This is a genomic window from Bartonella sp. AA86SXKL (genome assembly GCF_042196885.1).
On sequence record NZ_JBHIRE010000445.1, the window covers coordinates 1 to 301 of the forward strand.

The 301-nt window shown below is 34.9% G+C and carries 1 pseudogene; it reads left to right on the forward strand.

The features are described from left to right. Window positions 1–301 (forward strand): annotated as a pseudogene (locus ACFIO5_RS12545) (valine--tRNA ligase); the annotation flags it as partial.

Below are 301 nucleotides of genomic sequence, written 5' to 3' on the forward strand. Positions count from 1 at the left end.
TTGAGCTTTATGAGTCTCTTCTTAAAAAATTAGCACGTGTTGAAACAATTAGTTTCTCTGATAAAGCTCCAGCTCTCTCAGCGCAAATGATTTTAGGAGAAGCGATTTTTTGTTTACCATTGGGTCAGTTGATTGATTTAGAAGCTGAACGTGCTCGTTTGATGAAAGATGTCAGTAAAATTGAACAAGATATTGAGAAACTATCGGCTAAACTGAGTAATCCTAAATTTATAGAAAATGCAAAACCAGAAATTGTTGAGGTTGAACGTAATAGGATAGTAGAATTGCGTACTGCACAGAA